This window comes from Paraburkholderia sp. D15 (genome assembly GCF_029910215.1).
GTDB lineage: Bacteria > Pseudomonadota > Gammaproteobacteria > Burkholderiales > Burkholderiaceae > Paraburkholderia.
Genome location: NZ_CP110395.1, coordinates 1,727,038 through 1,750,856 on the forward strand (window position 1 = coordinate 1,727,038; position 23,819 = coordinate 1,750,856).

19 protein-coding genes and 1 riboswitch are annotated in these 23,819 nt (G+C 62.7%); of the genes, 14 read left to right on the top strand and 5 right to left on the bottom strand.

Annotation, left to right across the window (positions count from 1 at the left end):
• Positions 1-226 precede the first annotated feature (226 nt).
• The 3 genes from LFL96_RS07455 to LFL96_RS07465 all read left to right on the top strand — a co-directional run bounded on the left by LFL96_RS07455 (position 227) and on the right by LFL96_RS07465 (position 4,072).
• Positions 227-1,138, top strand: a complete 912-nt coding sequence (locus LFL96_RS07455) for a LysR substrate-binding domain-containing protein (protein ID WP_280999709.1) — start codon at positions 227-229, stop codon at positions 1,136-1,138.
• Positions 1,139-1,316: 178 nt separating this feature from the next.
• Positions 1,317-2,606, top strand: coding sequence for a dicarboxylate/amino acid:cation symporter (locus LFL96_RS07460; protein WP_280999711.1), 1,290 nt, complete (start codon positions 1,317-1,319; stop codon positions 2,604-2,606).
• The gene (locus tag LFL96_RS07465) at positions 2,603-4,072 is read left to right on the top strand and encodes an amino acid racemase (protein ID WP_280999713.1); all 1,470 of its coding nucleotides are present in this window, start codon (positions 2,603-2,605) and stop codon (positions 4,070-4,072) included. Before LFL96_RS07460 ends, LFL96_RS07465 begins: the two co-directional genes overlap by 4 nt.
• Positions 4,073-4,150: 78 nt before the next feature.
• Here LFL96_RS07465 and crcB read toward each other — a convergent pair whose 3' ends face one another.
• Together crcB and LFL96_RS07475 are read right to left on the bottom strand one after the other, a co-directional pair.
• Positions 4,151-4,531 (bottom strand): fluoride efflux transporter CrcB, encoded by a 381-nt coding sequence (crcB, locus tag LFL96_RS07470; protein ID WP_280999715.1) that lies wholly within the window; start codon positions 4,529-4,531, stop codon positions 4,151-4,153.
• Positions 4,532-4,608: 77 nt separating this feature from the next.
• Positions 4,609-4,668: riboswitch (Fluoride riboswitch) on the bottom strand.
• 123 nt (positions 4,669-4,791) lie between these two features.
• On the bottom strand, positions 4,792-5,979 hold the full coding sequence (locus LFL96_RS07475; RefSeq protein WP_280999718.1) for an ammonium transporter: 1,188 nt from the start codon (positions 5,977-5,979) through the stop codon (positions 4,792-4,794).
• 410 nt (positions 5,980-6,389) lie between these two features.
• Here LFL96_RS07475 and LFL96_RS07480 point away from each other — a divergent pair, with 410 nt between their 5' ends.
• The gene (locus LFL96_RS07480) at positions 6,390-8,159 is read left to right on the top strand and encodes a sensor histidine kinase (protein WP_280999720.1); all 1,770 of its coding nucleotides are present in this window, start codon (positions 6,390-6,392) and stop codon (positions 8,157-8,159) included.
• Positions 8,160-8,200: 41 nt separating this feature from the next.
• On the opposite strand, the gene LFL96_RS07485 is transcribed toward LFL96_RS07480, so the two are convergent.
• Together LFL96_RS07485 and LFL96_RS07490 are read right to left on the bottom strand one after the other, a co-directional pair.
• Complete coding sequence (locus LFL96_RS07485; protein ID WP_280999722.1) at positions 8,201-8,527, bottom strand: hypothetical protein; 327 nt, start codon at positions 8,525-8,527, stop codon at positions 8,201-8,203.
• A gap of 246 nt (positions 8,528-8,773) precedes the next feature.
• On the bottom strand, positions 8,774-9,355 hold the full coding sequence (locus LFL96_RS07490; RefSeq protein ID WP_280999724.1) for a DJ-1/PfpI family protein: 582 nt from the start codon (positions 9,353-9,355) through the stop codon (positions 8,774-8,776).
• Between the two features lie 177 nt (positions 9,356-9,532).
• On the opposite strand from LFL96_RS07490, the gene LFL96_RS07495 reads away from it, so the two are divergent.
• The 4 genes from LFL96_RS07495 to LFL96_RS07510 all read left to right on the top strand — a co-directional run bounded on the left by LFL96_RS07495 (position 9,533) and on the right by LFL96_RS07510 (position 14,374).
• Positions 9,533-10,009 carry a hypothetical protein gene (locus tag LFL96_RS07495; protein WP_280999726.1) on the top strand — a complete coding sequence of 159 codons (477 nt, stop codon included), beginning with the start codon at positions 9,533-9,535 and terminating at the stop codon, positions 10,007-10,009.
• 154 nt (positions 10,010-10,163) lie between these two features.
• The gene (locus LFL96_RS07500) at positions 10,164-10,637 is read left to right on the top strand and encodes an Rrf2 family transcriptional regulator (RefSeq protein WP_280999728.1); all 474 of its coding nucleotides are present in this window, start codon (positions 10,164-10,166) and stop codon (positions 10,635-10,637) included.
• Positions 10,638-10,837: 200 nt separating this feature from the next.
• Positions 10,838-11,485 carry an NAD(P)-dependent oxidoreductase gene (locus LFL96_RS07505; RefSeq protein ID WP_280999730.1) on the top strand — a complete coding sequence of 216 codons (648 nt, stop codon included), beginning with the start codon at positions 10,838-10,840 and terminating at the stop codon, positions 11,483-11,485.
• A 177-nt stretch (positions 11,486-11,662) separates the two neighbouring features.
• The gene (locus LFL96_RS07510) at positions 11,663-14,374 is read left to right on the top strand and encodes a mechanosensitive ion channel family protein (RefSeq protein WP_280999732.1); all 2,712 of its coding nucleotides are present in this window, start codon (positions 11,663-11,665) and stop codon (positions 14,372-14,374) included.
• A 65-nt stretch (positions 14,375-14,439) separates the two neighbouring features.
• Here LFL96_RS07510 and LFL96_RS07515 read toward each other — a convergent pair whose 3' ends face one another.
• A complete protein-coding gene (locus LFL96_RS07515; protein WP_280999733.1) occupies positions 14,440-15,072 on the bottom strand; it encodes a cysteine dioxygenase family protein in 633 nt (210 codons plus the stop codon).
• Positions 15,073-15,211: 139 nt separating this feature from the next.
• Between LFL96_RS07515 and LFL96_RS07520 the strand changes: the two genes are divergently transcribed.
• The 6 genes from LFL96_RS07520 (at position 15,212) to LFL96_RS07545 (ending at position 23,789) form a co-directional block, all read left to right on the top strand.
• Positions 15,212-15,679 carry an Lrp/AsnC family transcriptional regulator gene (locus LFL96_RS07520; protein WP_281000606.1) on the top strand — a complete coding sequence of 156 codons (468 nt, stop codon included), beginning with the start codon at positions 15,212-15,214 and terminating at the stop codon, positions 15,677-15,679.
• Between the two features lie 236 nt (positions 15,680-15,915).
• Positions 15,916-18,771 carry a type VI secretion system Vgr family protein gene (locus tag LFL96_RS07525; protein WP_280999734.1) on the top strand — a complete coding sequence of 952 codons (2,856 nt, stop codon included), beginning with the start codon at positions 15,916-15,918 and terminating at the stop codon, positions 18,769-18,771.
• 2 nt (positions 18,772-18,773) lie between these two features.
• Positions 18,774-20,819 carry a phosphatidylserine/phosphatidylglycerophosphate/cardiolipin synthase family protein gene (locus LFL96_RS07530; RefSeq protein WP_280999736.1) on the top strand — a complete coding sequence of 682 codons (2,046 nt, stop codon included), beginning with the start codon at positions 18,774-18,776 and terminating at the stop codon, positions 20,817-20,819.
• A 3-nt stretch (positions 20,820-20,822) separates the two neighbouring features.
• Entirely contained in the window at positions 20,823-22,133 is a 1,311-nt protein-coding gene (locus LFL96_RS07535) for a sel1 repeat family protein (RefSeq protein WP_280999737.1), read from the top strand.
• 31 nt (positions 22,134-22,164) lie between these two features.
• Positions 22,165-22,452, top strand: a complete 288-nt coding sequence (locus LFL96_RS07540; protein WP_280999738.1) for a PAAR domain-containing protein — start codon at positions 22,165-22,167, stop codon at positions 22,450-22,452.
• The gene (locus LFL96_RS07545; RefSeq protein ID WP_280999739.1) at positions 22,452-23,789 is read left to right on the top strand and encodes a sel1 repeat family protein; all 1,338 of its coding nucleotides are present in this window, start codon (positions 22,452-22,454) and stop codon (positions 23,787-23,789) included. Before LFL96_RS07540 ends, LFL96_RS07545 begins: the two co-directional genes overlap by 1 nt.
• The last annotated feature ends 30 nt before the right edge of the window (positions 23,790-23,819 follow it).

Here is a 23,819-nt window from a genome sequence, read left to right on the forward strand (position 1 = left end):
GGATCCCGTCTCTCAGGTTCTAGCACGGCCCTCGGAATGGCTAGAACTTTTTAAGGCGTCACGGCAACGTGACGCCTTTTTTTTCGCCCTCGGTTTTTCCCTCCTTTTCCCAATTTCTTTCGTGCTGTCGGCATAACTACGACGCTGCTTCCTCAACGCGTGCACCGCCGCCCCGGCGTAGAATCTGTCGCGCTCGCAGGGGCGACGCGTCGTCACAGGACCGGATATGGAAATCAAATGGGTTGAGGATTTCATCGCGCTTGCCCGATATCAGAGTTTTTCACGGGCAGCGGAATTTCGTAACGTGACCCAGTCGGGTTTCAGCCGGCGAATCCAGTCGCTCGAACAGTGGGTGGGCGCGGACCTCATCGACCGCAGCAGCTTTCCTCCGGTGCTGACGCTAGCGGGGCGGCTGTTTCAGGAGGCCGCCGAGGACATCATCGAGAAGCTGTTCGATACGCGCGCCATCATCCGGACCGAGCAGCGAATGGCCGGCAAGGGCCTGCAGATCGCGGCGGGCCACACCATCGCGCTCAGCTTCCTGCCGGCGTGGCTGAAGACGCTCACCGCCCATTTCGGCGAAGTGCGTGCCCGGGTCGTCCCGACGAACGTGCACGACTCGATCCTGATGCTCGTCAACGGCAACTGCGAACTGATGTTTGCCTACCATCATCCCGAGTTGCCGTTACACCTCGACCCCGCGCGATATCAGCATCTGACGGTCGGCGTGGATACCTTCATGCCGGTGTGCCGGCCCAATCAACGTTCGGGGCCCGCGTACCGGTTGCCTGGCACCGCCAACCGGCCGCTTCCTCTCATCTCCTATACCGAGACGAGTTACTTTGGCCGCTGCCTCGCGTTGCTGCTGGCGCGCGCCGCGTCGACGCCGGCGCTGCAACTCCATTACGAATCGGACATGGCCGAGGTGCTGAAGAAACTCGTGCTGGAGGGTGAGGGCGTCGCGTGGTTGCCGAGGAGCTCCATCGTTGCCGAACTGGACTCGGGCGCGCTGGTGCCGGCGGGGCGCGCCGAGTGGCAGCTTGAAGTCGAGCTTCGGGTGTACCGCGACGCGTCGAATCGCAGCGAGTTTATCGAGAACCTCTGGAGCCACCTTCGAGCGGCATCACAGCCGTCGTAGCAGGGTTTTCATGGGTTATGCGAGTCCCGCATAACCACATGCAGCACTCGCATCGCGATTTTTTTGTCTCTCCCTATTATCCGTCCCATACGGGATCCAGCTGATCGACTGGGTTCCGCCACTCACGTGTCGGGCGCCGTCGCGCGCGTGCCTCGCACTATCCACTGGACGGATGCAAATGAAGAATCGCCTCACGCTCTATATCTTTGCCGGCATGGTGCTCGGCATTGTGGTCGGCTACGTGTGTCACCGGTCGGCCGGCGATGTTAATCAGGCAAAAGCCATTGCCGCGTATTTCTCGGTCATCACCGACATCTTTCTTCGCCTCGTGAAGATGATCATCGCGCCGCTCGTTTTCGCGACGCTGGTGTCGGGCCTCGCCGGCATGGGCGGAACGAGCGAGGTCCGGCGAATCGGCTTGCGCTCCGTCGGCTGGTTTCTGTGCGCTTCGCTGTTGTCGCTCGCGCTTGGGCTGCTGCTTGCCAACGTGCTTCAGCCGGGTGCGGGCTTGCATATGGTGCAGACCAGCGCCGATGTCAGCACGGGTCTGAACACCGCCGGTCTTAACTTCAAGGATTTCGTGACCCACGCGTTTCCGACCAGCATCGTCGACGCGATGGCCCGCAACGACATTCTGCAGATCCTCGTGTTCTCGGTGCTGTTCGGCGTCGTCCTGAGCGTGCTCAAGGCCGATCCGCGCGTTGCGCCGCTGATCGCCGGTGTGGATGCGCTCGTGCCCGCCATGCTGAAGCTGACGGACTACGTGATGCGTCTTGCGCCGGTTGGCGTATTTGGCGCGCTCGCCTCGGCGATCACGCTTCATGGGCTGGACGTGCTGACCACTTACGGCAAGCTGATCGGCAGTTTCTATGTCGGTCTGGTGCTGCTCTGGACCCTGCTGATCGCCTTCGGCCACGTCTTTCTCGGGCGCTCTATCTGGGCGCTGCTGAAGGCGGTTCGCGAGCCGGCGATGCTCGCATTTTCGACGGCCAGCAGCGAGGCCGCCTATCCTAGCCTCAGCGAAAAGCTCGAGGCGTTCGGCGTCGACAAGAAGGTGGTGGGTTTCACCTTGCCGCTCGGCTATGCGTTCAATCTGGATGGTTCGATGATGTACCAGGCGTTCGCCGCGATTTTCATCGCGCAGGCGTTCGGCATCGACATGCCGCTGGGCGCGCAGATCATGATGCTGCTCGTCCTGATGATCAGCAGCAAGGGGATGGCCGGTGTCGCGCGCGGCTCGGTGGTGGTCGTCGCGGCGGTGGCGCCGATGTTTCATCTACCGGCTTCCGGCGTCGTGCTGATTCTCGCGATCGACCAGATTCTCGATATGGGGCGAACGGCCACGAACGTGATCGGCAACAGCGTCGCGACGGCGGTCATCGCGAAGTGGGAAACCCAGCGTGCGGTCAAGCGCGCGACCGTGGTCGAGGACAGCGCGTTCGCCCGGCTGCGGAGCGAGCCGAAATGACCGCAGCGCAGACCAGGGCCGGGCGGAAGTTCGGCGTAGTCGGCGGTCTTGGGCCGCTGGCGGGCGCGGACGTTTTCTTCAAGCTGATCAAGTCGCTGTCGGCCACCTGCGAGGCTGAGCATGCCGACGTGATCGTCGAACAGCACCCGTTCGGCACGGCAGGTTCGAGGGCGGAAGCGTCCACCGGGCGGATGCTGTACATCTTCGACATGATTCGCGGCTTCGAGAAACGAGGCGTGACGACGGTGCTGCTCCCGTGCTTCGTCAGCCATACCTTCATCGACGAATTGAAGGCCAATTCGCCGCTGCAGATCGTCGACATGATGGAGGGAATCCGGCGCCATGTACGGCGTCGTTTCCCGGCCGTCCGTCGAATCGGCGTGCTCGCGTCTGAGTACATACAGCGCCGGGGGCTGTTCGAGACGTACTTCACGTCACCCGGTTTTGACGTCATGTATCCGCGGTTGCGGGAGGGCGTCGACCTCGTCGCCGAGGCGGTTTATGGGCCTGACGGGCTAAAGAGCGGTTGCCTGAGCGGCCGGCCGGTCGAACTCCTGCGTGTCGCGTGTGATGACCTGATCTCGCAAGGGGCCGACATCATCGTTCCGGGGCTGACCGAGATCGCGCTGGTCGCGGAAAGTATGGGCCCGTTGACGGTGCCGTTGCTGGACTCGAACCTGGCTTATGCGCAGTACGCGGTATCCGGCCGGTATGCGTTGCCGGAGACGCCGTTCAAGGTCGGTGTGGTCGGCGGTGTCGGGCCGGCCGCAACCGTCGATTTCATCGAAAAGGTGGTGCGCAATACGCCCGCGGCGAGAGACCAGGACCATATCAAACTGCTGGTCGAGCAGAACCCGCAGATTCCCGATCGAACCGAGAGCCTGATCGGCGATGGAGCGGACCCAACCCTTTCGCTCTATGCGACGTGCAAGAAGCTCGAACATGGCGACGCGGACATCATCGCCATTCCGTGTAATACCGCGCATGCGTTCGTCGACCGCATCCAGCCGTATCTGCGCATTCCGATCGTGAATATGCTGACCGTGACGGTGCGCCATCTGCGCGAGACTTTTCCCGCGATGCGTTGCGTCGGCGTGCTGGCGACGTCCGGCACGGTCGAGAGCGGGGTCTACGCGAAAGCGCTGGCGTCGCAAGGGTTGGAGCAGGTGGTGCCGAGTCCGCCCCTGCAGGCGCGAGTGATGGAGGCGATCTACGGGAAGGAGGGCGTCAAGGCCGGCTTCACGACTGGTCAGTGCCAATCCGATATCGCCGCGGCGATGGAGGAACTCATCGCGCGAGGCGTGGATGTCGTCATTCTCGGCTGCACGGAATTGCCGCTGCTGCTGCCTCAGCCGACCTATGCCGGTGCGAACGGCGCATCGGTTCGTCTGGTGGACCCGACCGATGTGCTCGCGAGACGGTGCGTGGCGTACGCCACCGCGCGAGCGGAACCGCATCACGCGTGACCGGCTCGCTGAACGCCGTGTTCGTCGCGACACGATTGAACCGGCCGCCCTTGCCTGAAGGTGCGATTCGTCGATCGTTCAGCGCGCGACCAGCGAAACGGTCGCGATGCCGAGCACCGTCATCAGCAGCGACGCGCCGACATGAATCGCGATTTCGCCGGCCGCCCAGCCGAGCCGTCCGTCCTGCAGACGCTGCACGACTTCCGCCGAAAACGTCGAGAAGGTGGACAAGCCGCCCATCAAGCCCGTGATGACGAAAAGCCGCCATTCCGGCGCGATCTGCGGCGCCCGTGCGAAGCCGGCGACCGCCACGCCGATCACGTAGCCGGCAATCACGTTGGCGGCGAAGGTGCCGAGCGGCAAGCCGGAGAATAGTCCGTTCAGGCGGATGCCGAGGATCCAGCGGAACAGGGAACCGAGTGCGCCGCCAATGCCGACGGCAAGAATGGACCAATACATGGCAGGAGACCTGGCGATTCGGAGTGTCGATGAACCGGGCTCGGCGGGCGAGAGGATGCCGCGTCCGCGGTGATCCGGGCGTAGCAGGCATCATCAGCCACGAGGGCGGTTAGGGAGATGCCATCTCCAGCGGTCCAGTCTAACATCGCCGATCGCATGTGGGGACAGGGCAGCGCGGCGGTCCGTGAGCGCTGCCCGCAGGCGTCCCGCGCGGGTGTTTCCGCTCATGTTCCCGCTTATGTTCCCGCTCAGGTTCCCATTTATTCCGAGGTCGCCGAAATCCGGTGAATCGACAGGTCCGCGCCGTTGTATTCCTCTTCCTGATCGAGCCGCAGCCCGACCGTCAGGCGGATCGCGCCATACACCAGCGTGCCGCCGAGCGTCGCCACCGCGATGCCGCCGAGCGTGCCGACCAGTTGCGCGCCGAACGACACGCCGCCGATCCCGCCCAGCGCCCGCAGCCCGAAAATCCCCGCCGCGATGCCGCCCCACGCGCCGCATAGACCGTGCAGCGGCCACACGCCGAGCACGTCGTCGATGCGCCAGCGGTTCTGCACGCAGGTGAACATATAAACGAACAGCACCCCGGCGATGCCGCCCGTCACCAGCGCGCCGAGCGGATGCATCAGGTCGGACCCGGCGCACACCGCGACGAGTCCGGCCAGCGGCCCGTTGTACGTGAAGCCCGGATCGTTGCGGCCCGCGAACCACGCGGTCAGCGTGCCGCCGACCATCGCCATCAGCGAATTGACCGCCACCAGACCGCTGATCTTGTCGAGCGTCTGCGCGCTCATCACGTTGAAGCCGAACCAGCCGACCGCCAGTACCCACGCGCCCAACGCGAGAAACGGGATGTTCGACGGCGGATGCGCGGCGATCCCGCCATCACGATGGTAGCGGCCGTGCCGGGCGCCGAGCAGCAACACGGCGGGCAACGCGACCCAGCCGCCGAACGCGTGCACCACGACGGAGCCGGCGAAATCGTGGAACGGCACGCCGAACACGTGCGTCAGCCAGTCCTGAATGCCGAAGCGGTCGTTCCACGCGATCCCTTCGAAGAACGGATAGACGAAGCCGACCAGCACGAAGGTGGCGAACAACTGCGGGTTGAATTTCGAGCGCTCGGCGATGCCGCCGGACACGATCGCCGGAATCGCCGCCGCGAAAGTCAGCAGGAAGAAGAAGCGCACCAGCGCGTAGCCGTTGTGCGCGGCAAGCGCCTCGGCGTTGCCGAAGAATTGCACGCCGTACGCGATCGTATAGCCGATGAAGAAGTACGCGATGGTCGAGACGGAAAAGTCCACCAGAATCTTCACGAGCGCGTTGACCTGATTTTTCTTGCGCACGGTGCCGAGTTCGAGAAAAGCGAAACCCGCGTGCATCGCCAGCACCATCGCGGCGCCTAACAGGAGGAAGAGGGTATCGCTGCCGCTTTTCAGACTTTCCATCGATGTGTCCCGCTCATTTGGCAAAAAGCGGGCAGTGAACGCAAGAAGTGGGCCAAATTTGTGCTGTCCTGTGCGTTGGCGGTGCAATTGCGCACCGCGATGGGATTTCATGTCGAAGACGGGGATTTGCCGTCGCGACCGTCATGCACCTCGAAGCGGCTGGAAGGCACTTAAAAAGTGCGTCGATGTCCAGCGTGGAAAGGATTGATCCAAAATCGTGCATAACCTTCGAAAATGCTTACTTCGCATTCAAACGCCCAACGATTTATGCGCATTCGCGGCGCGCACCAGTTATGTTTGGCGCGCGAGGCCTGGAACATGGCGGCGGCGCTTTGTTTCCCGCGCAAACGCCGACATAATGTGCCGTTCCGTGCGGTATCCCGCCGGCCACCGATTTCCATCGCTCACGCATGAGACTGACCACCAAAGGCCTGTTGCTGATCGCAATTCCGGCCCTCTTCGAACTCGCGCTGCTGTCCGGGCTGGTCAAGGCGCAGTCCGACGCGGCGGAGGCGGAGCGCTGGGCGATCCACAGCGAAGACGTGCTGCGCCAGACCACCGCGATTCTCGATCCGGTGCTGGGCGAATCCGTCGCGCTGCGCGGCGCGGTGCTCGCCGGCGACAGCCGTTTCGTCACGCCGGTCACGGTGTGGATGGATGTCGATCGTCGTATCGACCGGCTGGCCGAACTGGTCGCCGACAATCCCGCGCAGGTCGAACGTGTGGTGCAGGTGCGCCAGGCGGCGCAGGCGTACCGGCAATGGTCGGACCGGGTGCAGGACCTGCTGCATTCGGGCCGGCGCCGCGACGTGCTCGACCGCTTCCGCAATCTCGCCCCTGCCGACGTGCTTGATCGTTTCAGGCAGCAGGTGGCCGCCTTCCAGGCGGAGGAGCGCCGCCTCGACACGCAGCGTTCGAACGCCGCCGAAGCCGCGCACGAGCGCCAGCAGACCCTCGTGGTCGCGGCCGTGCTCGGCTCGCTGCTGTTCGTCGCGCTGGCCGTGTGGCTGTTCACGCGCGGCGTGCGCGGCCGGCTCGCGCTGCTCTCCGATAACGCCGGCCGGCTTGCCGGCAACGAGCCGCTGGCGCCGATCGCGCCCGGCCATGACGAGATCGCCCGGCTCGACCTGACCTTGCACGAGACGAGCCGTCGTCTGCTCGAAGCCGAGCGCATCCAGGCGCGCTTTCAGGCGGACCTCGCGCGCCGCACCGACGAACTCGCGCGCATCAACGAGACGTTGCGGCAGCAGACCCAGGAAAACGAAATGTTCATCTACAGCGTGTCGCACGATCTGCGCGCGCCGCTGGTGAACCTGCAGGGTTTCTCGAAGGAGCTGATCCGCGCCTGCGACGAACTGCGCGCGGCGGTGCGCGAATCGTCGCTGTCGGTGCCGACGCGCGAGCGCATCGAGCGGGTCGTCGACGAGGATATCGGCGAAGCGCTGCACTATCTGCAGACGGCGGTGCTGCGCGCGTCGCACATCATCGACGCGTTGTTGCGGCTGTCGCGCGTCGGGCGCGTCGAGTACCGGCAGCAGAAAGTCGAGGTGGCCGACATCGTGCCGCGCGTCGTCGATGCGATGCAGGGCTCGATTCGCGCGAAGCAGGCGCATGTCACCATCAACGAGCTGCCGGCGGTGTGGGGCGATCCGACCGCGCTCGAACAGGTGTTCGCGAATCTGATCGGCAACGCGGTCAATTATCTGGACCCGGCGCGTGAAGGCCGCATCGAGATCGGCACGACGGCGGCGCCGCCTGGCGTGCATTCGCTGCGGATCTTCTACGTGCGGGATAACGGGTTGGGGATTCCGGCGGTCGCCTTGCCGCGTCTGTTCAACGCGTTCCAGCGCCTGCACGGCAATTCGACCGCGGGCGAGGGCATCGGCCTCGCGCTTGTGCGGCGCATGGTGGAGCGGCACGGCGGGCGCGTGTGGGCGGAATCGAAAGAAGGTGTGGGCACGACGTTTTATCTGTCGTTGCCTGAAGCCGAAGGGCGTGTCGCGCAACCGGTCGAGCCGCGTAGCGCGCCGGCGGCGCCGCCCGGCATACATCTGATTCGCGATGCGCGCGAGCGGCCGGCGGATCTGGCGGGACGCGATCGGCCGGATCGGCAAGCGGCGTTGAACGGCGGGGCGACGACGCGTGTCGCCGAGGCCAGGACGGGGATCGGCGCGGGGTGATGTTCGATGAAACGCGGGCTCGGTACGCGCTCGGTACCTGCTCAGTACCCGGTAAACAGCCGCCGGGGTTTCAGCAGTTTGCCGGCGCGAATCGACCAATAGCCGCCGCATGCGGCCAGCATCGCGACACTCGTGAGCGCCTGAAGCGGACCGGGATGCCAGCCCGCCAACCCTTGCAGCGTGAACACGCTGCGCTCGACGATCAATAACGCCGCCCACACCGAGCACGCAGCCTGGGCGAGCAACCGGGTGCCTGTCAAACGCCGCGCGCGGTTCTCGCGCGACCAGTCGGCCGACGTACGTGCACAGAAAAAAGCAATCGCCATCAACGTGACGGCGAGGATGACGATCCAATCGGTCAATTCCATCGAAAGACGCTCCCAAGTCGAGCGGCGACTATAGGAACGCGCTCCCGTGCGAACTATCGGACTAGTCTCAAAATTGGGATGAAATGACGACGCCTGAAACGAAAACGCGCGCTGCCGCAAGGGCCGCGCGCGCGTCGTGTTGTGTCGTTTGATGGAGGTCGAGCTGACGCGTCGACCAGCGCGATGCCGAAGACCGGTTCGATCAACAGATCGAGCCGATCGAGCCGGTCCACCCAATCGAGCCGCTCAGAGTTCGATGCGTGTGCCCAGCAGCACGAGGAACTGCCGCAGCCATTCCGGATGCGCGGGCCATGCCGGTGCGGTGACGAAATTCGCGTCGGTGACGGCGGCATCGACCGGAATGTCCGCATAGTCGCCGCCGGCCAGTTTCACCTCGGGCGCGCAGGCCGGATAAGCGGAGATGCGCTTGCCGCGGATCACATCGGCGGCGGCCAGCAGTTGCGCGGCGTGGCAGATCGCGGCGATCGGCTTGCCGGCTTCGGCGAATTGCCGGACGATCTCGATCACCTTCGGGTCGAGCCGCAGATACTCCGGCGCGCGGCCGCCCGCGATCGCCAGCGCGTCGTACTGACGCGGATCGGCGTCGTCGAACGAGGCGTTCAGCGTGAATTGATGACCCGGCTTCTCGGTGTAAGTCTGGTCGCCTTCGAAATCGTGAATCGCCGTCTTGATGCGGTCGCCGGCCTTCTTGTTCGGACACACGGCATCGACGATATGGCCGACTGCCTGCAGTGCCTGGAATGGCACCATCGTTTCGTAATCCTCGGCGAAGTCGCCGGTCAGGAACAGGATCTTCTTTGCTGCCATCGCATGCCTCCAATTGATCAACGGAACGGATCGAACGCGGAAATACGCTTCGGCAGTCTACTCCAACCCGTTTGACAGAACCGCGACGGCGCTATGTACCGCGTCCCCGGCGCCCGACAGCGTATGATGAGCGCGTTTTCGCAAGCGGAAGCCGCTCGACGCGGCTCACATCTCATCATGAATGCATTGATCCGTTCACCTTTGTTGCGCCGCGCCGCGGTGGTCCTCGTCGTGTTCGGCGGACTGGCCGCCTGCCAGAAGAACGACGCATCGGCGGGACAGGTTGCCGGCAAGCTCGACGACGCCGCCCAGGTCGCGAGCCAGAAACTCGATCAGGCCGCGAGCTACGTCGGTCAGCAGGTCGACGCGACGAAAAACGCCGCGCAGCAGAACCTCGAATCGGCCGCCTCCGCGCCGACCATCACGATCGATCCGAACGCGTTGGCGTCGACCGCGCAGGCGAATCTGCAGAACGCGGCGAGCGCGACCCAGGCACAACTCGGCAAGGCCGCGTCGCTGACCGGGCAGAGCCTGGAAAACGCCGGGCGCAAGCTGCAGGAATGGTCGGCGCAGAGTTCGGCGTCGGCGGCGAATGCCTCGGCGTCGCCGTCCTCGGGCGATGCGAGCGACGCGCAGAAGCAGATGGACAAGTGATGCGCGGCATCGGCTCGAACCTCGGCCGGGAGGCCGTCCTGTCGGCGAATAGGGTGGCGTGCGCAAACCTGTCCAACGTTTCGACGGTCAATTTGACAGGCCGATTAAATGTAACTACCATGGTTGCACTTTGTCGTCGCCGGGCAGGTTTGTCGTGAATACGAGTAGCCGGTTTGCCTTTGCGGTGCACGTGCTCGCGCTGCTGTCGTTGCAGGACGGTGTGCCGCTGTCGTCGGAGATGATCGCGGGCAGCGTCAACACGAATCCCGCGCTGATCCGCCGGTTGTTGACCATGCTCGCGGAGGCGGGGCTCACCACGTCGCAACTCGGTGCGGGCGGCGGTGCGCTGCTCGCGCGCGCGCCGGAGCAGATCAGTCTGCTGGAGGTGTACCGCGCGGTGGACGACGCGCAACTGTTCGCGCTGCATCGCGAGGAGCCGAATCCGGCGTGCATGGTCGGGCGGCATATCCAGGGCGTGCTGCGCGGCATCGTCGACGATGCGCAGCGGGCCATGGAAGCGTCGCTCGGCGCGCGCACGCTGGCCGATGCGACGGCGGACGTGGTGCGGGCCGAACGGCAGCAGGAACGCAGGCGGCGCACGCACGGCGAGGTGGCGAAGCGAGGCTAGCGCGACGGGTAGCGGGGAGCGCCGAGGTCTGGCGCAAGCCGGAACCGGGTAGAAACAAGTCGCAGCGGTAAGACTCAAGGGCGCGGCGGTCGTCGTCAGGACGCACGTGCTCGATCACCAGACGGGGCTCACGCCCCTCTTTTTTCCACGATATATGTAATCAACATAGTTACACATTGATCCATAACAGGAGTATCGAGATGAGCAAGCAACTGAAGATCGCCTTGTTTGGCGCCACCGGCATGATCGGTTCGCGGATTGCCGTGGAAGCGGCGCGTCGCGGGCATCAGGTGACGGCGCTGGTGCGCAACCCGGCGCGCGTGCCGGCCGATGTCGCGAACCTCACGGCGGTGCAGGCCGATCTGCACGACGCCGCGAGCATTGCCGCGGCGGTGCGCGGGCACGACGTGGTGGCGAGCGCGTATTCGCCGCCGAAGGGTGACGAAGCGGCGGTGGGCACGACGAGCCGGGCGCTGGTCGATGGCGTGCGTGCGGCGGGGCTCAAGCGTCTCGTGGTGGTGGGTGGCGCGGGTTCGCTCGAAGTGGCGCCCGGCAAGCAACTGGTCGACACCGACGGTTTCCCCGACGCGTACAAGCCCGTCGCGCTTGCGCACCGCGATGCGCTGACGTATTACCGCGGCGTCGGCGATCTCGACTGGACCTTCTTCGCGCCGGCCGCGCTGATCGCGCCGGGCGAGCGCACCGGCACCTTCCGCACCGGCACCGACACGCTGATCGCCGATGCCGGCGGCAATAGCCGCATTTCGGCGGAAGACTACGCGGTTGCCTTCGTCGACGCGCTGGAGCAGGGGCGTTTCGTGCGCCAGATCGCCACGGTCGCGTATTGAGGCTGGCAGGCCGGGCGCGGAGAATCGGACGCAACGCGGCAGCCGCACACGGCGGCCGCAACACGCCGGTCGCGAACGCCGCGCCGCGCAAGCGTCCTAACATTCGGTTACGCATGTTCGGTCGCGCCCGATAAAACTGCGGCTACACTGGCGCCTCCCGTTTTCCTACGGATTGCCATGCAGTCATGCCCATCGCGGCGTGAGTCCGAGGCTGCGCCGTTTAACGGCGGGCAGCCGGCGACTCGCGCCGTGTTTCATTCTTCTTCGCCAGGCGACGCTTTCGACGCCGGCTTTCACGCCCGTCGTGACGGCTCCGCGCGCTCGCTTCACAGCGGCTTCCCTCATGGCCGCTCGCTTCACGCCCGCGTCGCCGCGTGGTTGCGTCATCTGTCGTGGCTCGCCGCGTGGCTGCTGTGCATCGGTTGCCTGCCCGCGAGTGCGTGGGCGGCCGGCGTCGTCACCAGCACGCCCGTGATTCCCGCGCTGCAAAGCCTGATCAACAGCGCGACGGCGACGCCGGCGGCTGCCTCGGGCGCGTCGGCGGCCGACGCGGCGTCCGCGCCGACGCCCGCGAGCCAGGCGGAACTCGCGCGCTCGCTCGACAGCGTGATCGCCACGCTCGACAACGACCGCCAGCGCACCGCGCTCGTCGCGCAGCTCAAGAAGCTGCGCGCGGTCTCGCAGAACGTCACGCCGCCCGCGCCCGCGCAGCCGAGCCCCGGCCTGCTCGGCGCGATCGCGTCGGGCATCGCGTCGTTCGAATCCGACGTGCATCAGGGCCGTACGCCCGTGCGCTACTGGGGCGGCCGCTTCAACGCCGCCGGCAACGAGCTGTACACGATCGTCTCGGGGCAGGGGCAGGAGAGCTTCGGCCGCATTCTGTTCTCGATGATCGCGATGCTGGCCGGCTGGGGCGCCTGCGCCGGCGCGCTGATCTACGTGCAGCACCGGCTGTACCGGCGGTTCGGCATCGTGCTGGGCCTCAATCCGAATCCGACCACGCGCGAGTTGCTGATTTTCGCGCTGCGCCGCGTCGGCCCGTGGATCGTTGCGTTTCTCGCCGCGCTGCTGTTCGTCCGCGCGATGCCCGATGCGCTCGGCCGCACGCTGGGCATGGTGGTCGCGTATGCGATCGTCGCCGGCGCGGTGTTTTCGGCGATCTGCCTGATCATGTTTTCGCTGTTCGGCTCGGGGCATCGGCGCGTTGCGGTGCGCCTGCTGATCGACCACGCGCGGCGCGCGCTGTTCATGGTCGGCGTGTGCGGCGCGCTCGGCGATGCCGCGGTCAATTACGACGTCGCGCATCAACTCGGCTCGAACCTCGCCGCGCTGATATCGACGGCGGCCAACATGACCGCCGCGATCCTCACCGGCTATTTCGCGCTGGCGTTCCGCCGGCCGGTGGCGCACCTGATCCGCAACCGGCCCTACGAGCAGCGCAACGACCACAAGGCCGCCACCGATGCGTTCGACGTGCTCGCCGCGCTCTGGCACGTGCCCGTGCTGGTGCTGGCGACGGCGTCGGTGGTCGCGACGCTCGGCGGCTCGGGCTCCAGCGAGAACGTGCTGCAGATTTCGGTGGTGACGGCCTTGCTGCTGGTGCTGGCGTTTTTCCTGTCGGCGATCGTGCTGCGCATGACGCGGCCGCGCAGTGCCCGCGCCCGCCGTCGTTCGCCCTACCTGACGCGGCTGCTGCGCTTTTGCGGCACGCTGCTGACGCTGTTCATCTGGCTGTTTTTCTTCGAACTGGCCGCGCGTCTGTGGGGCGTGTCGCTGGCGGCCGTGATCGAGGAAAACGTCGCGGCGCGCGGCATCGCGCATGCGGTGACGGCGATCATCGCGACGGTGTTCATCGCGTGGCTGCTGTGGATTCTGGTCGATACCGCGATCACCGAGGCGCTCAGTCCCGGCGGGTCGCGCAACAAGGGACGCGGCCCGAGCATGCGCGCGCGCACCATGCTCCCGCTCGTGCGCAACGTGCTGCTGGTATCGATCATGACGATCGCGGGCATCGTCACGGCCGCCAACCTCGGCATCAACGTCACACCGCTGCTGGCCGGCGCCGGAGTGATCGGCCTCGCGATCGGTTTCGGCGCGCAGTCGCTCGTGACCGATCTGATCACGGGGCTTTTCATCATCATCGAGGACACGATTTCGGTGGGCGACTGGATCGACGTGGACGGCGGCCATGCGGGCACCGTCGAACATCTGTCGATTCGCACCGTGCGATTGCGCGACGGCCAGGGCGCGATCCACGCGATCCCGTTCTCGCAGATCAAGATCGTCAAGAACCTGTCGCGCGATTTCGCGTATGCGGTGTTCGAAGTACGGATGTCGTTCTCCACCGACGTCGATCAGATCACGCAATTGATCCGCGAAGTCGGCGCCGATCTGATGGCTGACTTCCGCTACCGTCGCGAGATGCTGGGTCCGATCGAGGTGTGGGGACTCGATCGGTTCGATCCGAACTGGATGGTCGTGAAAGGGCAGATCAAGACGCGGCCGTTGCAGCAATGGAGCGTGGCGCGTGCGTTCAATCTGCGGCTGAAGCGCAAGATGGACGAGGCGGGTATCGAGATTCCGGTGCCGCAGATGCGGGTGTACACGTCGTCGAAGGATAGCGAAGGGCAGCCGCTGCAGGACGACGAGATGTCGGGGTTCGTGCCTCATGTGCATGAAGCGGTGCACGAAGCGGCTCACGACGCGATGCATGCGCAGGCGGAGAAAGCGGCTGCCGCGGGGCCGGCCACGCGGGGCGGACCGCATGCGCCGCTGGCGATGGCGCGCGATGTGTCGCACGAGCCAAGGCCGGCGCCGCCGCCCACCGGACAGACCGCGCCGGTTCCGCCGCAGATTCCGACGGCCGGCGATGCGGGCGGGAAGAGTTGACGAGGAAGCCCGGCGGCGTGGCCGATTAAACCTTTGAAGCGTTAAAGCGTTAAAGCGTTAAAGCGTTAAACCAGCGCCGGCGCCTCCGCCACACGCACGATGTCGTTCACATGCGTGGCGATCTGCGCGCCCGCGACGCCGTAGATATGCAGCGAGACAGCCGGCGTGGCCGTGGCCGGATCATCCGCCATCGCCCTGTTTCCCAACCGATGAATCCCACCGCGCCCGCCGCGCACGAAGGACACCGCGCCCTGCTTGCGCGCCTGCGTGCGGGCAGCGCTCGCGCAATGCCGCGCGTCGTCCCATTCGAATACGGTTTCGCTCAGCGTGCCGTCCAGCACCGTGTAACCGCACCACGTGTGATGCGCGTGCACCGGACTCGCCTGTTGCGGCAACCACACCAGCGACGCGATCGCATAACGCCCTCGCGGATCGGCAGCCAGCAGATGACGACGGTAGTTGTCCGTCGAGCTTTCGCGTTGCGCCGGGCTCAGCAGTGCGGGGTCGGCGGCGGCTTCGGCGAGCACGATGCGCATGCTGCGCGCGAAGAACGTCGAATTGGATGGCTCGGGGAAGGCCGCGCAGGCGTCGAAGATCGCGTCGAGCGCGTCGCACAGACGTGCGATCGATGCGCTGCGTCCGGCGGAAGACGGGGCGAGAGGCGTGGAAAGCGGCGTGGAAAGAAGGGCTTGGCTCATGGTCGTCGCGCGGCCCGTTGGCGGCGCTCGCGGTTATTTTCGGGTAGCGATATTTATACCTGTTTGCGCTGAGAAAGAGTTTCCATATAATTCCCTCCAGAGTCGCAAAAGTAGAATAATTTCCTATGGGGGTGTCATGGTGGGAATGGATATCATCGACCGGAAGCTGCTGGAGCTGTTGCAGGAAGACGCGACCATGCCGATCGCCGAACTCGCGCAGCGCGTGAATCTGTCGCAAACGCCTTGCTGGAAGCGGCTGCAGCGCTTGAAGGAGGCCGGCGTGATCCGCGCGCAGGTGGCGCTATGCGACGCGCGCAAACTCGGCGTGGGGACCACGGTATTCGTCGCGGTACGCACGAATCAGCATACCGAGGCGTGGGCACAAACCTTCACGCGCGCGGTGCAGGATATACCGGAGGTGGTGGAGGTTTATCGGATGAGCGGTGAAACCGATTATCTGTTGCGCGTCGTGGTATCGGATATCGACGACTATGACCGGGTTTATAAGCTGTTGATCGCGGCTGTCCCGCTTTACGACGTGAGCTCCAGTTTTGCGATGGAGCAGATCAAGTATTCGACCGCCTTGCCGGTGCGTTATACCGCGTGACACCAAATTAAGCGGCTGGCCTCGCCGACCTGAGCGCGGCTGGCCACGCGTCGGTGCGGCCAACCTGACCAAATGCTTTCTGGTGTAATAGAACTGAATGGTTGACTAATTTATCTCGCATAGAAATATCCGGGATTTCATTTTCTTGACACTTATTTGCTGTTTGCCGATTTTCCCGCCAGGTATTGGTCTGTAGAATCCCGGGCTTCGGACTGAAAAATAATGTCAGGTGCGGGATGGATACCCAGAACATAATCGGGGCGATAAAAGGCGGACTGCTTCAGCAGGACCGCCTGATTAAACTGGATACCCCGGCGGGGAATAACGTTTTGCTGCCGCAGCGCGCGCTCGGCAGGTCGAGAATCGGGCGTGATTTCGGCTGGACCGTCGATCTCGTGTCCACCGCCGCCTCGGGCGACGTCCAGTTGAAGACCTTGATCGCGCAGCCGGTGACGCTGTGGATCCAGCAGTCCGACCGCTCCTATCGTCCGCATCACGGTTACGTGCACACGGCGCGCCGGCTTGGCGGGGACGGCGGGTTGACGTCGTATCAGATCGGTTTCGCGTCATGGATGCACTTCTTGCGGTTCCGTCGCGACCAGAAGTACTGGCAGGACAAGAGCGCCGACGAAATCATCACGGACGTCTTCAATCAGCATCCGCAGGCGCAGGGGATGTTTCGTTTCGCGCTGTCGCAGCCGCTGCCGTCCCGCTCGTATTGCCGGCAGGATGAAACCGACTGGAACTTCGTGCATCGACTGCTGGAGTCGGAAGGACTTTATGGTTTCTGGCAGCAGGCCAGCGACGGCAAGTCGCACACGTTGGTGATCACCGACCGTCTGCAAACGCTCACGCCGCTCGCACCGGAGCAGGTCGATTTCTATCGTGCCGGAACCGGCAGCGAGACGGATGCGCTGGTGCAATGGTCGGGCACGCGCACGCTGCAATCGGCGTTGCTGTCCACGCGCACGTTCGACTACAAGAATCCGTCGACGCCGTTCAATCCGAAGGCGACCAGCGTGCCGACCCTCGCGAATCAGGGGGCGTTGCCGTCGCAGATGGAGGTGTACGAGTACACCGGCGGCTACACCTATCCGGAGCAGACGCGCGGCGATCATCTGTCGAAGATCCGGATGGAGGAATGGGAGTCGCGGGCCAAGCGCTTTCATGGCGAAGGCGGGTTGCGTGCGATCGATGCAGGGGTGCGCTTTACCATCGCCGGCCATCCGGAGCACGACAACGATGCAGCGGGACAGCGCGAATTCGCGGCCATCGAGGTCACGTGGACGATCGCCAACAATCTGCCGTTGTCCGGACATGAAGCCGACTTTCCGCACAGCCTGCATCACGAACTTGCACAGGCCCAGGCCGGCGATACGGGCGGCGCGTTCAGCGTGTCGCATGCCGACGGGTCGAGCGGCTTCTATCGCGTCGGCATCGAAGCGCAGCGCACGACGGTGCCGTTCCGCAGTCCGTTCGATCATCGCAAGCCGGATGCGAAGCTGGAGACGGCGATCGTCGTCGGGCCGAAGGGCGCCGAGGCCTACACGGACGGATTGAACCGCATCAAGGTCATGTTCGTGTGGGACCGCGTGAATCAGGGCGACGAGCGCGCGTCGTGCTGGGTGCGCGTCGCGCAGTCCGATACGGGCGATGGTTACGGCGCCGTGCACATGCCGCGCGCGGGCGAGGAACTGCTGATCGGCTATGTCGGCAACGATATCGACCGGCCGATCGCGCTGCATCGCGTGTATAACGGCGCGGCGAAACCGCAGTGGCATTCGAACGGCTTGCTGTCGGGGTATCGCTCGAAGGAGTTCTCGGGCGAGGGGTACAACCAGATGGTGATGGACGATTCGACCTCGCAGAATCGCGTGCATCTGTATAGCTCCAGCAGCAATGCGCAATTGCACCTCGGGTATCTGATCGACCAGACGGGCAATACGCGCGGCGGTTATCTCGGCAGCGGCTTCGATCTGAGTTCGCAGGCGTATGGTGCGTTGCGCGCCGGCCGCGGGTTGTATGTGTCGGCGCATCCGGTCACGAGCCAGCCGCTCGACGCGAGCGAGGCGAGCCGGCAACTCGCGGGATCGACGGGCGTGCTCGAAGCGGCGTCGCAGGCGAGCGAGGCTTCGCAGGCCGAGAGCCTGAAGGAGGGGCAGGACGCGTTGAAGAGCTTCGGCGATGCGACGCGGCATAGCACGACGGGGACGACGGGCACAGGCGGCGTCACGGCCGGCGGCGGCACGGGCAATGCGAATGCGTTCTCGCAGCCGGTGATGCTGTTCGCCGCGCCGGCCGGTATCGCGTTGTCGACGCAGAAGTCCGCGCATGTCGCCGCGGATCAGCACATCAACCTCGTCAGCGGGCAGAGCACGCATATCGCGACGGGCAAGTCGCTGGTGGCGAGCATCACGAACCGGTTGAGTCTGTTCGTGCAGAACGCGGGGATGAAGCTGTTCGCGGCGAAGGGGAAAGTGGAAGTGCAGGCGCACGCGGACAACGTCGAGGTGACGGCGCAGAAGTCGCTACTGCTGGCGTCGGTGACGGAGAAGGTGCAGGCGGCCGCGCAGCAGGAGATTTTGCTGACCTCGGGCGGCGCGTATATCCGCATCAAGGACGGCAACATCGAGATTCACGCGCCGGGCAAGATCGATATCAAGGGCGCGCAGCATGCGTTCAGCGGGCCGACGCGGATGGATGTGACGAACCCGGCGTTCAAGGATATGCCGACGCGGAAGTTGATGTTGAATACGATGGCGTCGCCGTCGGCGACGAATGTCGTTCCGGCGGGCATGCCTTATAAGCTGTTCGCGGACGGGGCGTTGGTGAAGCAGGGGGTGTTCGATAAGACCGGACAGTTGCCGATCGATCATCAGGTGACGACGAAGCGGTATACGTTGGAGATGGCGAATGGGGTGACGCATGAGATTCCGGTGCCGGGGGAGTACCGGGATGCGGCGAATGGCGCGCTTGCGAATCAGGGGTTTCAGTTTCATGAAGTGCTACCAGACGGCGAGACGCCCGCGCCTGACCGTGCGTTGCATCGGCAGACCTACAGCGATCTTCTCAATCCTCCTTCGGACACGTAGACATGGCAACACCTAACACGACGATCACGACACCCATCGCGCAAAACCAGACGAACACCTGCCGAGTTGCGTTACCTTGGTTCGTTCAGAATACCGAGTACTCTCCCGCGTCGTGTACTTACCTCCCGTTGGTCAACGGAGAGGAAGCGTTTGGCGCCGTGTATGACGCGATCCTTGCCGCGAAGCACTCGGTCGATATCATCTGCTGGGGGTTTCAACCATCGATGTATTTCAGACGAGGTAGCGGCGGTACGCGAACAATTGGTAGTCTGCTTGTGCAGAAGGGCAAGCAAAACGTGAAAGTTCGCCTGCTGTGCTGGCACGATGACTATTATTTATCGCAGTTGGGTGAGACCAACATGCCGGGCGAAAACTTCGAGACGTGGTTCAAGGCGGTAATTCCTGATTGGGTCTACAAGAAAGTCTCACTGCTTGCGCGCGACTATCAAACGTTGTCTGAGCGTGTTTACGACACGGTGTGGTATTACTGCGCCAACTTGAACAATGTCACGATGGCGGGGATGTGGGAGACGATCTCGCGCAAATGGAACTGGCTGACCCAATACCCTCTTACCTTCTCAAATGTCGAGTTCGCGACGCGCGATTTTCCGCTCATGGAACGAAGTGAAAGCGTGTGGCGACTGTACTTGCACGGTAAGGATACCGAGCGTGATCCTCGAACAAAGTTGACGAACGCGTCCGTGACGGGGTTCCTGACTCCCTCTCATCACCAGAAAATGGTGCTGATCGACTATGAGGATCCGAAGCTGGCGACAGGTTTTGTGATGGGGCATAACATGCTCGATCAGTACTGGGACAAAAGCGATCACAGCGCCACGCGGCACGAGCCCGAGCAAGGTCGCAACGGACCCTATCCATGGCAGGATGTCTCCAGCCGGGTGACCGGGCCAATTCTGGAGTTTCTTAACAAGAACTTTTGTCAGGCGTGGGACCTCGCGACGGGTCAAAGTCTGGGAGCGTCGCGCCAAGGTATGGCAAAGTCGCTGATTCCTCGACCTGACGGTGGATCGGGTCCGAAGGTGATGGCGCAGATCCTTCGTACACAGTTGCAGACTGGTAAGGACAAAAGTGGCAAGGCGTTGGCGAACGTCGCAGACATCGAGAAGATGTACCTTCAGGCGGTGAACAACGCGACAAGATACGTTTTTATTCAGAACCAGTATTTCCGGTTCGTGCCGCTCGCCAACCAGATCAAACAGTCAGTGGCGCAGCAGATTAAATGTGGGCGCAACGTAAGTAGGGATGGTTCGGTTCACCTGTTTGTAATCACGAACTCTATTGACGACGGAGTGGGGCCCGGTAGTCTCAACACCTATCGAATGCTGGACGCATTAGGACAGAAAAATGCCATGCCGGGTGTTGAACGGGCACCGAAAGATGCTGCGCTGGATGCGCAACAGAGCGCGCTTGAGAAAAAGCTCGCGAGCGACCTGAATCAGCGGACAAAGCTGGAGGGCGGGCAGGGTCCGCAATTGGGTTCTTTTGATCCAATGGAAGCACAGAGTGCTTTGTCGGCTTTCAGTCAGAACGAAGATGCTCTTCAGAAGGATCAGCAAGATTTGGAAGAGTTGCAAAGACGCAGAACCGAAATCAGTCGCAAAGAAATTGAGAACGTGGACGTGCCGTCAATGAGCATTCCAGGTCTAAAGGTTCACGTGTGCACATTGGTTGCGCCTGACTCGCCTGCGGGGAACTGGCTTCCAGTGTACGTGCACGCAAAGGTGATGACTATAGACGATGCGTTCACGACGCAGGGTTCCGCTAATCTGAATTCCCGCAGCATGGAGAACGATAGCGAAATGAACATCTGTACTGATGATGCGGGCGTAGCGCATTCGTTGCGGGTGAAGCTGTGGAACCTGCATACAAAGGGGCAGGGAGCCCAGGATGATCCGGCGGTCGCGTTCGATCGTTGGTCGACAATTATCAAAAATAACAATGACCTTTTGAACGTAGGGAAACAATCTCCTATGGCCTCGCTTGTGGGCTTTCTTCGTACATCAGCTACCCTCAGCGGCGTAGATTAAATTATGAAAAAAAACGCACTGGTCATCGTTCTGGCATTTGTTCTATGCGCTTGTACGAAAAAGGATACTCCGTTGGCCCCATTACCTGACACAAGCGCCGTACGCGCCAATCTTGCCTTCACTTGCGTGCATGAAGCGGACCGTCTTCCTGCACTTGATCCTGAAGCGGACAAGCTGTTCAAGTATGCTCGTTATCTGGAAAAAAAAGACGGGCCGAAAGATTTCAACAACGTTTCCCGCTACTATCGGATTGCCGCAGCCCATGGACACTACAAGGCCAATCGAAATCTGCAATTGTTGATTGCACAGGGGCTCGCCGACTCGCCGGATGCGCCAAAGGAGTCGGTCGATCTTGCCATGCAATTGGTTATCGAAGGGGTGCCGAGCGGCTACTATGATATCGGTCACTATCTCGAAACTGGTTATGGCCTGAAACCTGACATAGAAGCTGCATTGAGCTACTTCCGTAAAGCAGCGGATCTGGGAAATCCAGAAGCACAGGCATATGTGGCTGAACAACTCGCTCCTCACGATCGAGCCCCTGACATCGCGAAACAGATGCGCCAGTGTGCGGCGGACCAGGGATATGGGGATGCCGCGAATTCGTTGGCGATCAATCTAAAGAACAGCGGGCTCTACCCGGAAGCCGTCGTCGCGTATCAAAAGGGTGTGGAAGCTGGCGATATATTGTCGGCAATGGCTTTAGGGGACGGATTTACAGCGCCGCCTAGCTCTGATCGTCTTACGTACCTTGCCTTGCCAAGCGATCCCGAGCGTGCGCGACGATATCGCGAAATTGAGCATTTTATTCGCAGCAACGACGGCAACAATCCCAAGATTCCTGACATTGACAAAATCGTACCTTTACCTCCGGCCCAGCTCCCTCCTTGGGACGGAAATTTCCTATGGCAGAAGCAGCGGGACGCCGCCGCGCTGCCAGTGAAACCCTCGGATGAGCTTGTCGAACAGATGGCAAAAGCGAAAGCTCTTGATCCAGTAACCGGCCTCCCGTTAAAAGGGTTGCCTGAGAATACGCCCGCCATAGATCAATCCGCGGCCGTGACGCCACGCGTCCCAATCGGAACGATTGCCGCAACTGGCGAGGTATGTCCGGAGGATGGTCAATGGTGCGCGAGGCTCGGCAAAGGTCAGACAGGCGATTCACAGCGCCGCTTCCTGAAGGGTGACGTGTTGCCTTCGCTCGTCGTGCACGAGTCGCGCAAACTCGCATTGCTCGACAAACTGATGGAACCGCGTCAGCAGATGTCGAAGGTGGAATGGGAACTGGTTGGCTATCTCGATCACCAGGCCTGATTGTTCGCGCTGAACGGAGCCAGCTATCACGATGAAACGCTACATGATCCTGACCGGCGACAAGACGACGGCTAACGGCACGGTACTCGCCCAGTCGACGTCGCTCGGTTTGAACGATAAAAACATCGCGCATGAAAACGATGAAGTTTCGTGTCCGGCATGTCACTCGACAGGCAAGATCCAATGCGACGGTCCGCGCATTCCGATGACGGGACCCGATGGTCGTCGTGTCGCGCTGAGCGACGATCTGTGCATCTGCAAATGCAATCCACCGCCGAAGCTTGTCGCTTCCCAGCAGGCGATGTCGGTGGATGCTTGATGGCTGATAGATTGATCAGGGGCAGGCAGGGCAGGCGTCGTCTGGCTATCTCGCTCGCTCTGCTTGTTTGCGGGTGCACGCAGAAAGATGCTGCGACAGCCCAGTTGCCTGACTTGAGCGCCGTGCGCGCCAATCTTGCGTTCACTTGCGCGCACGAGGCTGATCATCTGCCACCGCTTGATCCAAACGTCGACAGCGTTTTTCAGTACGCTCGCTACTTGCAAAAAAAGGATGGACCGAAAGACTTTGACGATATCCTGCGGTACTACCGAATCGCGGCAGCAAACGGCCATTACAAGGCTAACGAGAACGCGCAGCTATTGATCTCGCGGGGACTTGCGCTTTCGCCTGACGGAGCCAAAGAGGTAGTAGACCTTGCCGCACAACTAGTCGCTCAAGGTGTTCCAGGAGGGTACTACGATATTGGCTACTATCTTGAAACGGGTTACGGCCTGAAGAAGGATCCAGAAATGTCGTTGCGCTACTTCCGGAAGGCTGCAGATCTAGGCAATCCCGATGCGCAGTATCGTATCGGTGAACTGCTTGCCCCGGTGGATAAGGCGCCGGACATTGCAAAGCAGATGCGCGAATGCGCGACCGACCAAGGGTACGGCAAAGCAGCAAAGATGCTAGGCATTGATCTGAAGACTGACGGACACTACGCAGAAGCGATCAAGGCTTTCCAAAAGGGGGTTGCAGCGGGGGATAGCCTGTCGGCTTCTTTTCTTGAATCCGGTTTTAAGGACCCTCCGAAAACTGATCAACTGGATTACCTCGCATTGCCCAATGACCTCGAACGAGCAAGGCGTTATAACTTGATCGGTAAATTCCTTGACCGTCACGAAAGCCGCAACCCCAAAGTCCCCGACATCGACAAAATCGTTCCATTGCCACCTGCAAAACTCCCACCGTGGGACGGCACGTTCCAATGGCAGAAGGAACAGGACGCCGCGGTGCCGCCGCAGAAGCCTTCCGACGAACTTATCAACGAGCTCGCCAAGGCGAAGAATCTGGATCCGGCAACCGGGCTACCGCTGGCTGCTTCTTCGAGCAAGACCTCGTCTGAAGATCAACCCGCGACGCTCGCATCCCGAGTGCCGATCGGTACGGTTGCGACCACGGGTCAAATGTGTCCTGAAGACGGCGTGTGGTGCGCGAGGCTCGGCAAAGGTCAGACAGGCGATTCACAGCGCCGCTTCCTGAAGGGTGACGTGTTGCCTTCGCTCGTCGTGCACGAGTCGCGCAAACTCGCATTGCTCGACAAACTGATGGAACCGCGTCAGCAGATGTCGAAGGTGGAATGGGAACTGGTTGGCTATCTCGATCACCAAGCCTGATTGTTCGCGCTGAACGGAGCCAGCTATCAC

Coding starts and splice junctions, on each gene's coding strand:
- crcB (WP_280999715.1), bottom strand. CDS start 4,531: ATGTATTGGTCCATTCTTGCCGTCGGCATTGGCGGCGCACTCGGTTCC.
- LFL96_RS07540 (WP_280999738.1), top strand. CDS start 22,165: ATGAAACGCTACATGATCCTGACCGGCGACAAGACGACGGCTAACGGC.
- LFL96_RS07480 (WP_280999720.1), top strand. CDS start 6,390: ATGAGACTGACCACCAAAGGCCTGTTGCTGATCGCAATTCCGGCCCTC.
- LFL96_RS07505 (WP_280999730.1), top strand. CDS start 10,838: ATGAGCAAGCAACTGAAGATCGCCTTGTTTGGCGCCACCGGCATGATC.
- LFL96_RS07475 (WP_280999718.1), bottom strand. CDS start 5,979: ATGGAAAGTCTGAAAAGCGGCAGCGATACCCTCTTCCTCCTGTTAGGC.
- LFL96_RS07490 (WP_280999724.1), bottom strand. CDS start 9,355: ATGGCAGCAAAGAAGATCCTGTTCCTGACCGGCGACTTCGCCGAGGAT.
- LFL96_RS07465 (WP_280999713.1), top strand. CDS start 2,603: ATGACCGCAGCGCAGACCAGGGCCGGGCGGAAGTTCGGCGTAGTCGGC.
- LFL96_RS07495 (WP_280999726.1), top strand. CDS start 9,533: ATGAATGCATTGATCCGTTCACCTTTGTTGCGCCGCGCCGCGGTGGTC.
- LFL96_RS07525 (WP_280999734.1), top strand. CDS start 15,916: ATGGATACCCAGAACATAATCGGGGCGATAAAAGGCGGACTGCTTCAG.
- LFL96_RS07510 (WP_280999732.1), top strand. CDS start 11,663: ATGCAGTCATGCCCATCGCGGCGTGAGTCCGAGGCTGCGCCGTTTAAC.
- LFL96_RS07530 (WP_280999736.1), top strand. CDS start 18,774: ATGGCAACACCTAACACGACGATCACGACACCCATCGCGCAAAACCAG.
- LFL96_RS07535 (WP_280999737.1), top strand. CDS start 20,823: ATGAAAAAAAACGCACTGGTCATCGTTCTGGCATTTGTTCTATGCGCT.
- LFL96_RS07485 (WP_280999722.1), bottom strand. CDS start 8,527: ATGGAATTGACCGATTGGATCGTCATCCTCGCCGTCACGTTGATGGCG.
- LFL96_RS07455 (WP_280999709.1), top strand. CDS start 227: ATGGAAATCAAATGGGTTGAGGATTTCATCGCGCTTGCCCGATATCAG.
- LFL96_RS07460 (WP_280999711.1), top strand. CDS start 1,317: ATGAAGAATCGCCTCACGCTCTATATCTTTGCCGGCATGGTGCTCGGC.
- LFL96_RS07545 (WP_280999739.1), top strand. CDS start 22,452: ATGGCTGATAGATTGATCAGGGGCAGGCAGGGCAGGCGTCGTCTGGCT.
- LFL96_RS07515 (WP_280999733.1), bottom strand. CDS start 15,072: ATGAGCCAAGCCCTTCTTTCCACGCCGCTTTCCACGCCTCTCGCCCCG.